The sequence below is a fragment of the Stieleria mannarensis genome, from assembly GCF_014154935.1.
GTDB classification, from domain to species: domain Bacteria; phylum Planctomycetota; class Planctomycetia; order Pirellulales; family Pirellulaceae; genus Stieleria; species Stieleria mannarensis.
In genome coordinates, this window is the sequence record NZ_JACEHH010000060.1 from 42020 (window position 1) to 55807 (window position 13788).

A 13788-nucleotide genomic window follows, 5' to 3' on the forward strand; every position below is an offset into this window, starting at 1 on the left:
CGCCACCGCGATGGACCTCCTCCCGCTGCCAGGTGCACCTCGGTCAAAAGCTGCTAAACTGCTACCCACCGGATACAACTTTGATTTCCCCCCCTCGCCCCCGTTTCCACGTCATGCGATCACTCTTCGCCTGTTGCCTGCTCGCGCTGTTGACCGTTTCCTCCCAAGCAGACGATCGCCCCAATGTTGTCGTCATGCTTTGCGACGACATCCGCTGGAATGCACTCTCCTGTGCCGGTCACCCGCACCTGAAGACCCCCAACATTGATCGACTGGCCGCCGAGGGGATCTATTTCGAGAACATGTTCTGCACGACCAGTCTGTGTTCCCCCAGCCGCGCGACGATCCTGAGCGGTTTGTACGCCCATGCCCATGGGGTCACCAACAACTTCACCGACTACCCCGCCGATCTGGACAGTTTTCCTCGACGGCTCCAGGAATCCGGGTACCAAACCGCCTACATCGGCAAATGGCACATGGGCGAAAAGAGTGACGAACCGCGTCCGGGATTCAATCACTTCGTCACCCACAAGGGGCAAGGCAGCTACTTCGACACCGAGTTCAATTTCAATGGGAAAGGCCGCCGCGTGGTGAAAGGCTATTACACCACCGTGGTGACCGACATGTCGATCGAGTGGATCGACCGGCATCGTTCACAGCACGGCGAGAAACCGTTCATGTTGATGATCGGTCAGAAGGCGCCCCACAGTTTTTATTTCCCCGAGCCGAAGTACGAACACACGTTTGACGACGTCGAAGTCAACTACCCGCACTCGTCGTTCAAACTCGATGACAAACCGGAATGGATCACCCAGCGGTTGGCGACCTGGCACGGGATCTATGGTCCGATCTTCGATTGGCGCAAAGAGTTTCCCAACGACAAGGCGAACGGCGTCGTTGATTTCGCCCGCATGGTACGGGCCTACTGGGGCACGATCCTGTCGGTCGACGATAGCGTCGGTCGTTTGGTCGACCATTTGAAAGCGACCGGCCAATTGGACAACACCATGTTCGTCTTCTTGGGCGACAACGGACTGCTGGAAGGCGAACACGGCATGGTCGACAAACGAACGGCACACGAAGCCAGCGCCCGCGTCCCGATGATCATTCGCTATCCCCGCTGGACGAAAGAATCCGGTCCGGTGCGGATCAAGCAGCAGGTGCTGACCACCGATGTCGCGCCCACCATCCTGGACGCGGCCGGCGCCGATCAGCTGACAAAGATCCACGGCAGCTCGATCAAGCCGTTGGTCTCCGGCGATGACAGCCGGTGGCGGACCGAATGGCTGTACTACTACAACTACGAAAAACAATTCCCCTACACGCCCAACGTGCGCTCGGTTCGCGGTGATCGTTTCAAATACATTCGCTACCCGCACGGCGACGGATCCCCCGATCGCCACATGGCCGAACTGTACGACATGCAAAACGATCCCGCCGAATCGACCAACCTGATCAACGATCCGTCGCACCAGCAAACGATCGCCGAAATGGAGCAGCGGTTGCTGCGGGCGATGAAGGCCGTCGGGCTCGACCCCAGCACCGACACGATGCCGATCGATGCCGGTATCGGCACTGCGCTGCCGGACAAAGCGATCCGCTAGTGGATCGTCGACCGCTCCCCCCATCATTCTGCCCCGAATCATTCTGCCAGTACTCGCTGTCTTGCCACCGACGTGTCAGGAAACCGTGACTCGGTGGAGAGGTAGGAAGATTTGCTCGTTCGAATGGATCTCGCGCCCGGCGGTTTATGCAGCCCAAGCAACACGTCGAAACAGGCCGGGCAGCACCGGGAGGGGGACGGAACCGGCCGCGGGACCGGCGAGCAACACTGCGGTCGGACGGAGATGCTAGGTTAGTGCCTCTTGTCTCCAGCCGCCGAGGAAGCGTCCGATGAAATTCTTGCAGCGTCTCTTGTCCAAATCCGCTCCTCCACGAGTGTTGGAAATCCGGTTGTTCGGACCGGGCACCTTTGACATCGAAGTGTCGCCGTTATCGACGAAAAGTTTAGATGCATTCTGGAAAGCGACCTCGAACGAATGGACTCGCAAGGATGAGGAACGCCACTTGTACCAGCGGCAGACCGATGCAGCGTTGGTGTCCGATACCGAACACCGCCTCCCCAACGCCATCCGCGTCGAAATTGCGGGTAAGGTCATCGGGCATCTCAGTCATAACGACGCCTTACGTCTGCACCGCCGGATATGCGAATTGGGTTACGACCGCATCCATTCGATCTGCCTGGCCAACGTGGTCGGACGCCCGGGCTTCTGGGACGTGACGCTCGACTTCGACCCCAATCTGGCCGACACAAAACCCGCATCGTCCGAGGCGGTTAGCTGAGCGCGTTCGTGATTTTCAGCGAGCAGGCGAGGTGCAGGGGTGAACGCCAGCGTTTCGTTCCCTCGCCGAGTCCCAAAATCTTCCTACCCAAAATCTCCCTACCCCTCTCGTCTCGCAGGCGTTCGCTGCTGCGGTTGCTCAGCACAACCCCCATACCCTATTCTCTTGGATTGACGCCGCGAGCGGCGGCAGAGCGCATCGAATCGCTTGCCGCTCACACGGTCTCCCCTTCACCGTCCCGGACAAAACCCGACAGACAAGGAACGCAGCGCATGGGTGGTTGGTACGTCTTGGGAATCGTCATCGTTTCCCTGCTCTTGTTGGCCGCGATCGCGGTTTACCTGCCCCGGCTGTTCGTCCGCGCCGTCTTCCGACCGATGCTGGCCCTGCTGTATCGCAAACGCGTGATCGGCGTGGACAACCTGCCCACGTCGGGCGGCTACCTGGTGGTCAGCAATCACGTGTCGTGGATCGACGGCATCGTGATCTTGTGGATGATGCCGCGAAACGTTCGCTTCGTCGTCGACGGATCCAATTTCGGATCCGGATTTGCGAAATGGCTCGCTGCAGCATTCGACACCATCCTGATGCTGGCCAATCCGAAATCGATCATGCGGGCGCTCAAAGCGGCCCGCGAGGCACTCAAAGCCGGTGATGTCGTCGGCCTGTTTCCCGAAGGCACGATCACGCGGACCGGTCAGCTACAAGCCTTCAAGCCGGGCATGGGCAAGATCCTTCAAGGCCACGACGCGCCGGTTGTTCCGATCTATCTGGACGGCATGTGGGGCAGCATCTTCAGCTTCAGCGGCGGCAAATTCTTCTTCAAATGGCCGGACAAATTCCGCCGTCGCTTGACACTCTACATCGGCAAGCCACTGCCCAACGACACGCCGATCGAACTGGTTCGCTCGCAAGTCAACCAGCTCCACGCCCGCGCCCAAACCGAGCATCGCAACGAATTCCCTTTGCTGGCCGCTGCGGTGATCCGCAGCTGGCGGCACCGCGGAAAACGGTTGCAGATCGCCGACTCGATGGGGACCGAGATGGGCGGCCGCGAGGCGTTGACGCGGGCCTTCGCGCTGCGCCGCGTGCTACGGCGCGAGGTGTTGTCCAAGGACGAAACCAACATCGGCGTTTTTCTGCCTCCCAGTGCCGGCGCGGTGATCGTCAACGTCGCCCTGGCACTCGACCGCCGCGTTTCGGCCAACCTGAACTACACCGTTTCCAGCCCGGTCATCAACCATTGCATCGAAGACATCGGCATCCGCCATGTCCTGACCAGCGAGCGGTTCCTCAGCAAGGTGAACATCGAGATCGATTCAGACATCGTGACGGCGGAATCCTTACGCGAAAAAGTCACTGCGACGGACAAGGCGATCGCGTTCATTCAGGCCAACCTGATTCCGGCCGCCCTGCTGCGACGCATGCTCGGTCTGCACCGCGTCAAGAGCGATGACTTGATGACCGTGATCTTCACCAGCGGATCGACCGGGATGCCCAAAGGCGTGATGCTCAGCCAAGCCAACATCAGCCACAACGTTGACGCGATCAAAAAAGCCATCCGCCTGAATGATGACGACGTCGTCCTGGGAATCCTGCCGTTCTTCCATTCCTTCGGCTACAGCGTCACGTTATGGGCGGCGCAAGTGCTGGGGCCTTGCGGCGTCTACCACTTCAACCCGCTCGATGCACGCCAGATCGGCAAGCTGGCCGAGAAGTATGGCGCGACCGTGCTGCTGGGAACACCGACGTTCCTGCGCAGCTACATCCGACGCATCAAACCGGAACAGTTCAAAACGCTCAACACGTGCATCGTCGGTGCCGAAAAAATGCCAGCCGATCTTTTCGATGCGTTCGAAGAAACGTTCGGCATTCGCCCGGTCGAAGGTTACGGGACGACCGAATTGAGCCCCCTGGTGTCGGTCAACATCCCGCCGAGTCGATCGCCGGCGGCATTCCAGATTGATCGCGTCGAAGGTTCCGTCGGCCGTCCGCTGCCGGGAGTTTGCGCCAAAGTCGTGTCCCAGGAATCAGGGGACGAGCTGCCCGCGGGCGAAGACGGCATGCTGCTGATCGCCGGCCCCAATGTGATGACCGGGTACGCGAATCAAAAGGAGTTGACCGAAAAGGCGATCCGGTCCGGTTGGTACACGACCGGTGACATCGCCAACATCGACGCACAAGGTTTCATTCACATCACCGGGCGACAGAGTCGGTTCTCAAAGATCGGCGGCGAAATGGTCCCGCACCTGAAGGTGGAAGAGGAGATCTCCAAGTCGATCCACCACGCCGCCTCGACCGAGCAATGTGGAGCGGCCGCAGCAAACGACGAAGAGAACGCGATGATGGTTTGCGTCACCGCCGTCCCCGACAGCAAGAAGGGCGAACGGTTGGTCGTGCTCCATCGCCACTTGGAGAAGCAGATCGACGAGATCTTGGCCGATCTCAAAGCAGCCGGTTTGCCGAACCTGTTCATCCCGTCACGCGATTCGTTCTTCGAAGTCGATCAGATCCCACTGCTGGGCACCGGCAAACTGGATCTCAAGGGCGCCAAAGACCTGGCGCTCAAGCTGACCGGTCGCTAGCGTTTTGCTTCCGCCTGGTCGTAGCTACGCTCGCCAGAGCGTGGGGAACACCGGCAATCCACCTCTTGGCGAAGGTAGCTACCTTTGACCAGAAGCCGGTGCTCCCCTGAACTTCCGCTCGTCAACACTACTTCAACTGCCACTCCGACGTGTCCGGTGCGTCGCCCTTCTCATTCACTTCCCGGATCGATCGCACCAATTGGATCGGCAACTGGACCAAACCCGCAACGATCAAGGCAACGTAGGCGACTAACAGGAACTGCCCCGGCGTGAACCCGACCTGCGGGACGAACCACAATCCTGCCGTCACGATCCCGATCAGACTGAGCAGCGTCTTGAACTCGGTCGGGCCAAATCTTGAAAGCGTGAACTCACCCACCAATTTCGCCTTGATATTGGTCAGCACCGCGATCGCGAACAGGCAAACGACCGCGACGATCGCCAAGTCCAACCGTCCGCAGCCGACACCGATGCCGATCAGGTAGTACGCGAAGGACAGCGGGTCGGTGAAGTGATCCAGCAATTCGCCCCCGTTGCGACACTGACCGGTTCGCCGGGCATGCGTGCCATCCACGCAATCGGCCAAGTGATTCCCCAAGATTCCCGCCGCGGCGATAATCCCGCACCACCAATAGGTCGTCGAAAACGCCAATCCGACCGCGCCGAGGATCGCCGACAGGTGCCCGATCAAAACGATCCCTTCGGGCGGGAACACCGCCGGGATCCGCAGATAGGGATACAGCGACTGCAATTTCGGAGAAACGATCGGGTCGATCAGGCTATGGGAAACACGTGCCGACATCGTTAGGACCTTCCAGTGGGAGTCATCTTCATTCGCCGAAACCGGCGAGCTAATTCGAAGGAGCCCCGGCGGGCGAAAAACTTGCGCACTGTTAAGACAAAACCCTCCCCGGAAGAGGTCGTGCGGTTTTTGGAAGAAACCCTCCTGGCAGGAGGGTCGAGCGCAGCGAGGGGAGGTCGAACGGTGAATCGCTGGACAAGCTTTTGTCCGCCGGTCGTGTCAAATCGCGGATCAACCCTCCCCGCGTCGTCGCTCACTCCTCCGCGACCCTCCCAAGGGGAGGGTGAAGTCGTAAACGCCTGTTAAATCAGAGGTTAAAAACCGCACGACCTCGGAAGGGAGGGTCGAGCGTAGCGAGGGGAGGGTCGATTCGTGATGCTTGCTTGCTTTCGAGCCACAAAGCCCCCTCCCTGGTCGCCCCGAATCCCAAGGACGCTTGATGCCCACCGATGGCAGCGCGAACCCACCGATGGGATGCGGTCGGCGATCCGTGGGTTCGCGCTGCTATCGGTGGGCTTTTTCGATTCCCCGATGACCACGCTGCCAAATGCCCCGCTCGTCAGCGCTGTGGTAAAGCATCCGCGCCAGCGAACCTGCCCCGTTGAGGTTTTTCCCGCACCCCGCTTGCTCGATGACTATCCGGCACCAACAGTCGGATAGGCAATTCAGACCGACACCGGAGCGTCGCCGAACAAGTGGCGAGAAACACGATGCGATGAACGGATCAACTTCCATTCACAAAATGCGAGTTGGTCTGACCGTCCTGGTCTCCACCTGTTTGATCGCAATCGTCGGCTATGTCTTGGCGGGATGGTCGTACATCGACGCGCTCTACATGGTCGTGATCACCATCTTCGGCGTCGGCTACGGGGAAGTGAACCCGGTGGACGACCCACGTCTAAAACTGTTCACGCTAGCGCTGATCATTTCGGGTTGCAGTTCAGCCATTTACGTGCTCGGCGGCTTCGTCCAAATGATCGCCGAAGGAGAAATTCAACGGGCCTTAGGAGCCAGACGAATGAGCCAAGAAATCAATGCCTTGTCGGGCCACGCGATCGTGTGTGGGTTTGGCCGCATGGGCCGAAACCTGATCCACGAACTCGACCACTTGGGCGTCAAGTTCGTCGTCATCGATTGCGATCCCGAACGTCTGGCCGATGCAGAACGGCACGGCACATTGGTGATTGCCGGAGACGCCGCACAGGAAGAGATCCTTCAGCAGGCCGGCATCGAGCGGGCCTCCGTGCTGGCGACCGTGTTGCCCAAAGACGCCGACAACGTCTTCGTCACCCTCACGGCGCGCGAGTTGTGTGAGAAGATTCAAATCATCGCGCGATGCGAGTGCCCGACGACCGAGCGAAAACTGATCCGCAGCGGAGCCGATGGAGTCGTTTCACCGACGATGATCGGCGCGACACGGATCGCCCACCAGATCGCTTGCCCGACGGTCGAATCGATCGTGGAAAACAAGCAAGCCTTTAACCGACTCAACCAGGACCTGGACGTGTTCGGGTTGCGAATGGTCGAAATCGAAATCCACCAGGAATCGATCTTCGTCGGCGCGACGATTCATGATCTGGAAACCAGCGGCGACGGAGCCACCGTGGTGGTCGCCGTCAAACGCGCCAACGGAGAAGTCATCAAAAACCCGAGGATGTGCGACGAAATCCACGGCAACGACAAGCTCGTCATGCTCTCTCACCAAGAAGACCTGGCGCCGCTGTGCGACGAACCCGTCTGTGCTCCGATCCAGGCCGCCGAACCGGCCGTCCCGTTGGCGGTCTAACCGGTGGCGTTCCCGTGCCGTAGCGACGCTCGCCAGAGCATGGCGATTCGGCGATCGAGAAAGCTTCAGTTCCGTACGTTCATCGACGGTTCAGCCGTCTGACGCCACCCCCATCGTCCTGCCCCGTATCATTCTGCCCCGTATCATTCTGCCATTCCTCTCCAGACTCCCACCGACACTGAAGAGCCGATCCGGAAGTCATGTGACGCAGTTTTTACACCCCAATGCAAAATCTTCCGCGTCGGGTGCGGCGGTGTGACAAGTTTCACGGCCCGTTTGCGAGTTTTTCATTCTACTGCAGCCCACTGAAGTCCCGCTCGATCGGCGCCAGCAAGCTCCATCGGGGAGCCATGTTTCACGGCAAATGCCACCGACCTACGATCCGGCACCGATCTTGCACTGCAGTCCGCAAAGAAACTAACACGCAATCAGACTCCCGGGTTTCGACACCCCCAAACATCGATGGTCCCATGTCACGCCAGCTCGTCACCACCGCCTTCGCAACGTTCTGCTTCGTTTTCCTTGATCAAGGCGTCAGCCAAGCCCAGTCCGGTTCCGCCATGACCCGGCTGCGGCCGATCGGATCGGCGAGTGCCGTGGACCGATTCCAAAACCAGAGTTCGGTGCCGACCACGAACGTCGCGATGCGTGCCCAGCAGCCGCGTCCGGCGGTGATTCGAAATGAGACCGCGTACTGGCAATCGGGACGTGAAGTGACCTCCGGCTCACCTTCGATTCGGCCAGTCTCCACCGGCCCGTCTCCGGTCCGCCAAACGGTGTGGATGCAATCCGGATTTGACGCGCCGCCGCTGGGCGATTCGGGGATGTCGTTGCCGGGGACCGCCCCCAACGCAGGCCTTCCCCAACCCGAACCACCGGGCCAGAGCGTTCAACCCGGCCAAGGCGCAGCGATTCCCAATTCGGCGCCCTATCCCGACGCGACCACGGCACCGCCGCGTGCCCTGCCCGCGCCCAGCAACACCTACGCGCCCTCGCCATCGGACCTGGACCAGATCCCGCAACCCTCATTGGAAACCAACGCGTTTGCCAGGATGGACAACTGTCGGCTGATCACGCCGCCGAGCACCTACATGGCGGCCAGTGCATTCGGCGGCGGCTGCGGGCAGTTGATGCCGGTGACGTATACATCATCCGGTTGCGGGGCGGTCACCCAGGTCCCGATGACCCAAGCGCCGATCATTCAATCCCCGGCCACCCTGCCAGCGGAAATCCCCTCGACGGCAACCATCCCGCCGGTTTCAGTGCTCCCGCCGACGACCACCCAGCCGCTGGCGCTACCGAGTTCGGCGGCCCCGGCGCGCTCGCTGATCACGTTGGGGCAACAGAATTACATGGTGCAAGTCGGCCAAGGGCTATGGGGCCAACCGGTCGCCTACGTCCCCGGCCAGGGCATCCGCAACTGGATCCGTTACCTGTTCCCCTAGTCAGACCGGAAAACTGGCAGCAAAGCCCACTCCCGGCTTGCACATTCCCAGTTCACTCGATAATCTACCCGCCGCTGAATGAGCGAACCTCGGCCGACCGAGACCGCTCATTCAGAATGAACCAAGCGGATGTGGCGGAACTGGCAGACGCGCTAGATTCAGGTTCTAGTCCTCGATAAGAGGGTGGAGGTTCAAATCCTCTCATCCGCACTGGATTTCCCAGGGCTTCAGCGAATAATTCGCTGAAGCCCTTTTTTTATGGCTTCCCAAATCGCGACCAGAACGCGACCAGCGTGGCGGTTGCATGTCACTTGCATGGGAGTCACTTCAATGGCCGGTCTTGAAGTCCGAAACGGTCGCTACAACCTCATCCTTCGCTTCGGCGGCAAACGGTTTGTCCGGTCGCTCAAGACGACTGACGAAGACACCGCATTGGCAAAGAAGCTGCGTGTCGAAAAGAACGTCAAGCTCGTCGAATCGGGTCGGTTGACCATCCCCGAAGGCTCGGACGTTGTCACCTTCCTGCTCTCCGACGGCAAGTTGAATCACAAGCCCGTTGCAACCGCCTCGCTGACCATCCCTCAGTTATTCGCCGCCTTCTGGGCTGCGATGCCGGACGGCAACCTCGAAGCCGGAACGGTCAAGATGATGAAGATCCACCAGCGGCATCTGGAACGCGTCCTCGGCAAGCGTCAAGTCGCACAGAACCTCTCCTCGTCCGACCTTCAGACGTACATTACCAAACGTTCGAAAGCGAAAACACGTCAGGGCGGAACCGTCGGAGGTGCGACCATCAAGAAAGAAATTGTCACTCTCAACTCCGTCTGGAAATGGGCGGTAAGTGCTGGGAAGCTCCACGGTCCCTTGCCCAAGAATGATCTCCGCTACCCGAAGTCGAAGGAGCTTCCGGTTTTCCAAACCTGGGACGAGATCGAGCGGCAGATCGCGTCCGGAGCTTCGGATGAACTTTGGGACGCACTGTACCTGGATCTCGCCCAAATCAAGGAGCTCCTGTCGTATGTCAAAAAGAACGCGGCCCACCCATTCGTCTACCCCGAGAGAAAACGAGCGCATCACCCGTTTTGACTTCAATTGAATGACGCCCATTTCGTGATGCGTCAACAACGTGTTCGAAAACGCCGCGGCCATCTGCGACAAAGATGACTCGGTCGGAGTAATCATGTGAGTGGAACGGCAGATCATGTGTATTCGCTTGGAAATGTAGTCGGAGTAAGGCGTCCTTGTCGTCCTCTTTCAAGATTTCCGATGCACGCCAAATTCCTCCGCTGATCGTTTCCACGTCCTCAAAGGGTGACTCCAGATTGAGTGGGTACTCGTTGCAGAGCGACTTGACCTGCTGTCGCAGGTCCCCAAGTTCAGCGTGACGAAAGTCGGAGCAGTGAGCACAGATTCCATCTGGATACCGGCCTGCCCTTATGTCAGCGTTCAGGCCATCAGTGATTTCTCGACACAAGCGAAACAAATTCATCAAAGCACCCTGCCAAGTGACCGGTGCTGAGACACGAGAAAGAACTCGGAAAACAGATGGGGCGATCATGTTGATTTGGGGGGTCGTGGATGCGATCGTGATCAAACGGGAAGGTGAATCTTGGAACCGAACAAGGAACAAACTCGCAGAAACCTGTCGCGGAGAGAGCGGATCGACGTCCTCTTCGCCGAATACGATTCGCTCAACCAGTTGCTGCGGTTTCGATTGACGGCGATGGATCGACGATTGCCGGTCGCTGTGACCTTCATGGCGGCCACGATCGCGGCAGTGCTGACTCTGCCGTTGAAACTGCAATTGGCTGTTTTGATCGCAACACCATCGGCCATTCTTTGGATTGGCCGGACGACCGTCCAACACGCCAGGGCGAAGGAAGACAACCTTCGTCGCATCAGTGAGATCGAACAGCACGTCAACGAGATTGCTGGCGAGGAGCTCCTCTTGTTCCAATCTCGACATCCAAATCGGGCCGCGACCGTCGGCGGAAGGACAGGAATGTCTGTCGTCTTTGCGACGACACTAAACTCACTCTTGATGTTGCTGGTTTGTGTAGCGCTATTCGGCGGGGAACACGGCCAAGTGGCCCAATTCCTGTACCTGGTATTTGTCGGAGCGATTGCTTGGGACCTGATCATGGGTGCAGTTCATCTGAACAGGTACGTGTACCAGAGGCGTCCGGTCATTCTGTTGGAAAACTGACGAAGTATTCACACTCATAGTGTGTAGCCAAAATAGCCACTTATAAGTGTGATGTAAAGGATGGCTGCAAAAGAAATCCTTTCAAAAGTTGGAAAACGCGTCCGCGACCTACGGGAAGCAAAGGGCTGGTCGCAAGAGGAGCTCGGGTTCCAAAGTGGCCTTCACCGAAACTACGTCGGAGGAGTCGAACGCGGTGAACGAAATCTCGCGTTGATAAACTTGGAGAAGTTGGCAACGGCACTCGGGGTTCGCGCTCGAGATCTTCTGCCCTAGCCCGAGCCATCCTGTCTCCGGAAGCTATCGCGACTCTCGGATCGAAAGGACTTCGCCGGTCCCATCCCCATGAATGATGTGGTCGAGAACCGTGATCCCGAGGAGTTTTCCCGCATCCGTCAGACGATCCGTGACTTCGACGTCCTCCCGGCTCGGCGTCGTATTTCCAGATGGATGGTTGTGTGAAAGGATCACTGCCGAAGAGCCTTCAATGATCGCTGGTTTGAAAACTTCTCTTGGGTGAACAAGTGAAGCATCAAGAGTCCCGACCGTCACCCGAACCACGCACTGTACGCGGTGCTTGGTGTCGAGACAGGCAACAACAAACTGCTCTTGATCCCAGGCCGGATTGTCCTTCCAGTATTGCCTGAAAAACTCTCTCGACTCGATGGTGCTCGTCAGACATGGTCGCCCGTTCAACGGTCTCTCATAGATGAGCGAGACCCGTTTTACGGAGCCGTACAGCGATGCGTCGACCTCGCTGCCAGGCGACAGTCCTGCCGTCGCAAGATCACGCTCACGGCTATCAAATTCTGCTGCCTCAAACTCGAAAAATTGCTGCATCAACATACTCACGGTCCATTTGAACCACGAGGATGTCACGAGGTAGACGTCTAATCAAAAATTCTTTGACCCCACCGATCTGCTCAAATCCGCAGCGACCTTCGAAACTTAAGTCGACTGCTCGGCTAGAATAGGACTGCGCTCAATTGCGTTCGGTCTCCACTATTTGCGAGGTGAAACTCCGAAATGAACGATCCTGAACCAGAATCGATCAAGCTCACTGCACTTCAGCCAGGTCCCATTCGGCACGAGTCGCTATCTTTAGAACTTCTCGACCAAGTTCAAGCTGTGTACGACCTGATCGGTCCATTCCTGGGCACAACACTTGAGCGGTTCGAGCTGAACCTCATGCGAGATTCTGACCCTGAGCAAGAGGTCGCGATTTGGTACAGCATCACTGCGGCATGGATTTCGTATCACGACAAATACCTTGGCGCTGCACTTTTAACCGACGACGAGGAAGAGAAACTGATTGCTGCGTTGATCGCGATTTCAACAGGAGCCAATGACATAAACCGCTTCGGCGTCCCTGAACCAGTTGGGCAGCTGTTACTCAACTGCTACGACCAACTCGGTGCGGAATGCCCGCAGATAGAGCAGATACGGAAACTTGGCATGCCTGGAGCTTGGGACAGAATACGGTACAGAAAAACACTCATTGGCAAACCTGAACGCAAATCATTGCCGAGCAAGCACTTGAAACGATGTGCCTCGAGTTCTTGCCACCGAAGCGAAATCTGAACAGGAAGGTGAATTTTTGCGAAACACCGCGATTTCCGCCATTTCCTAGAGGCAGAATTAAAGGAGAGCATCGGTCACCTGGATCGACAATCGCGTCAGGCCCTCGCGGCAACGAAAAAAGGGGTGACTCGCTAGAGCCACTCCTTGGATCTTTATGAGCGGTGTCGAAGACATCAGGCCGATTCTTTCAATCAGTCCCAAACATTTGCACTGCGTATCCGGCTCCGTTCCCTGGACAGACACCGACACCCATATAAGTGTGTGAAGAATTTAGGATGTTTGCACGGTGGCCAGGTGAGTCCATCCATCGACGCACATGTAGTTCAGCAGTCTGCATAACATTCAGGTTTTGGTATTGCCACTGATAGAGCATGTCGATGTTCTCAGCCCAACCGCGACGAGTTGAGTAGCCATTGGCTTGTAGCCTTTGTCCCGGAGTTCGCCCGTCGACATTGTGTCCATACCGACCAGTGTTGGCCATATACCGAGCAAATCCGCCAGCCGTCGACGCCAGAATTTGGTCCCTTCGGAATGGCGGAAGTCCATGCCTGCGTCGCTCGATATTCGTGAAATAATGAATGGCCTCTGGCAGAGACAAGTTTGGTTTCGAACGCCGATTGATGCGTTCCGGCGGCTGAATTCGACGCTCGACTTCTTTGAGTGGATTCCAGCCAGCCTGCACCGCATGTCCAGAACCAGCTACGATGATAAGAACAGCTGCAGCCGAAACGAATTCCATAGTAAAATTTCGCACCCGCGTCATTGAACGTACCTAAGGGTAAGTGGTGGCACCTCCGTGCTTTACAGAACCAAGTTGCAGGCAACTCCGACGCCTGACTGTTGACTTCCCGAACGACGGCTCCGATTTGCGGGGTCAATTCCGGGAGAATCCGGAAAGTTTTCCCGAGCGTCGCTTTCCGTAGTCTGCGGATCAGCAACGAGAAAAGGGGTGACTCGCTTGAGCCACCCCCCTTTGGTTCATTTTGTCCGTTCACGGTTCAGCCGCTCGTTAGCGGTAAACGACTTCGTTCCAGGGTCGCCAT

Annotated in this window: 12 protein-coding genes and 1 tRNA gene; 10 read left to right on the forward strand and 3 right to left on the reverse strand. The window is 58.0% G+C overall.

Features of this window, described 5'->3' with window-relative positions; genetic code table 11:
• The first annotated feature begins 113 nt into the window (after positions 1–113).
• The 3 genes from H1B37_RS28265 to H1B37_RS28275 all read left to right on the forward strand — a co-directional run bounded on the left by H1B37_RS28265 (position 114) and on the right by H1B37_RS28275 (position 4928).
• Positions 114–1604, forward strand: a complete 1491-nt coding sequence (locus tag H1B37_RS28265) for a sulfatase family protein (RefSeq protein WP_182870641.1) — start codon at positions 114–116, stop codon at positions 1602–1604.
• A 349-nt stretch (positions 1605–1953) separates the two neighbouring features.
• On the forward strand, positions 1954–2343 hold the full coding sequence (locus H1B37_RS28270) for a hypothetical protein (protein WP_220498409.1): 390 nt from the start codon (positions 1954–1956) through the stop codon (positions 2341–2343).
• A 272-nt stretch (positions 2344–2615) separates the two neighbouring features.
• Complete coding sequence (locus H1B37_RS28275) at positions 2616–4928, forward strand: AMP-binding protein (protein ID WP_182870643.1); 2313 nt, start codon at positions 2616–2618, stop codon at positions 4926–4928.
• Between the two features lie 127 nt (positions 4929–5055).
• Here H1B37_RS28275 and H1B37_RS28280 read toward each other — a convergent pair whose 3' ends face one another.
• The gene (locus H1B37_RS28280; protein WP_182870644.1) at positions 5056–5730 is read right to left on the reverse strand and encodes a CDP-alcohol phosphatidyltransferase family protein; all 675 of its coding nucleotides are present in this window, start codon (positions 5728–5730) and stop codon (positions 5056–5058) included.
• 742 nt (positions 5731–6472) lie between these two features.
• Here H1B37_RS28280 and H1B37_RS28285 point away from each other — a divergent pair.
• From H1B37_RS28285 to H1B37_RS28310, 6 genes are all read left to right on the forward strand, one after another.
• Positions 6473–7516: a potassium channel family protein gene (locus H1B37_RS28285; protein WP_220498410.1), complete on the forward strand. Its 1044-nt coding sequence runs from the start codon at positions 6473–6475 to the stop codon at positions 7514–7516.
• A 470-nt stretch (positions 7517–7986) separates the two neighbouring features.
• Positions 7987–8961, forward strand: a complete 975-nt coding sequence (locus H1B37_RS28290; RefSeq protein ID WP_182870646.1) for a hypothetical protein — start codon at positions 7987–7989, stop codon at positions 8959–8961.
• 125 nt (positions 8962–9086) lie between these two features.
• Positions 9087–9171, forward strand: a tRNA-Leu gene (locus tag H1B37_RS28295).
• 120 nt (positions 9172–9291) lie between these two features.
• Positions 9292–10047 carry a site-specific integrase gene (locus tag H1B37_RS28300; protein ID WP_182870647.1) on the forward strand — a complete coding sequence of 252 codons (756 nt, stop codon included), beginning with the start codon at positions 9292–9294 and terminating at the stop codon, positions 10045–10047.
• A 523-nt stretch (positions 10048–10570) separates the two neighbouring features.
• The gene (locus H1B37_RS28305) at positions 10571–11167 is read left to right on the forward strand and encodes a hypothetical protein (RefSeq protein ID WP_182870648.1); all 597 of its coding nucleotides are present in this window, start codon (positions 10571–10573) and stop codon (positions 11165–11167) included.
• A 60-nt stretch (positions 11168–11227) separates the two neighbouring features.
• Positions 11228–11440: a helix-turn-helix domain-containing protein gene (locus H1B37_RS28310; protein WP_182870649.1), complete on the forward strand. Its 213-nt coding sequence runs from the start codon at positions 11228–11230 to the stop codon at positions 11438–11440.
• Between the two features lie 24 nt (positions 11441–11464).
• Here H1B37_RS28310 and H1B37_RS28315 read toward each other — a convergent pair whose 3' ends face one another.
• On the reverse strand, positions 11465–12010 hold the full coding sequence (locus H1B37_RS28315; RefSeq protein ID WP_182870650.1) for a JAB domain-containing protein: 546 nt from the start codon (positions 12008–12010) through the stop codon (positions 11465–11467).
• A 180-nt stretch (positions 12011–12190) separates the two neighbouring features.
• Between H1B37_RS28315 and H1B37_RS28320 the strand changes: the two genes are divergently transcribed.
• Positions 12191–12745: a hypothetical protein gene (locus tag H1B37_RS28320; protein WP_182870651.1), complete on the forward strand. Its 555-nt coding sequence runs from the start codon at positions 12191–12193 to the stop codon at positions 12743–12745.
• A 187-nt stretch (positions 12746–12932) separates the two neighbouring features.
• Here the strand turns inward: H1B37_RS28320 and H1B37_RS34600 are convergent, their stop codons facing one another.
• Complete coding sequence (locus H1B37_RS34600) at positions 12933–13508, reverse strand: CAP domain-containing protein (RefSeq protein WP_353620943.1); 576 nt, start codon at positions 13506–13508, stop codon at positions 12933–12935.
• Positions 13509–13788 lie beyond the last annotated feature (280 nt).